The organism is Paraburkholderia sp. SIMBA_030, assembly GCF_046535245.1.
Classification (GTDB): domain Bacteria; phylum Pseudomonadota; class Gammaproteobacteria; order Burkholderiales; family Burkholderiaceae; genus Paraburkholderia.
The window spans coordinates 1-258 of record NZ_JAWRXB010000945.1; the positions used below are offsets into that span (position 1 = coordinate 1).

Consider the following 258-nt stretch of genomic DNA (forward strand, 5'->3'; position numbering starts at 1 on the left):
GTAGCGGCGCGACGTCCGCGTAGCTGTAGATGTCGTACGGCCAGCCGTGCAGCAGGAACACGACGGGGCCGTTCTTCGGTCCGAGATCCGCATACCCGACGTTCAGCACGCCCGCGTCGATCTGGTGGATGGTGCCGAGCGACGCCGCGCCGGCCGCGCGGTTCGTCGGTACATCGGGCGCCGACTGCGCATGCGCCAGCGAGCCGAAGCCGATATCGGCGAGGCTCAGGCTTGCGATTGTCGTACCCAGGATCAGGC

At 68.2% G+C, this 258-nt stretch carries 1 pseudogene; it reads right to left on the reverse strand.

The window, feature by feature from the left end:
* Positions 1–256: pseudogene (locus SB772_RS42805) on the reverse strand (alpha/beta hydrolase); the annotation flags it as partial.
* Positions 257–258 lie beyond the last annotated feature (2 nt).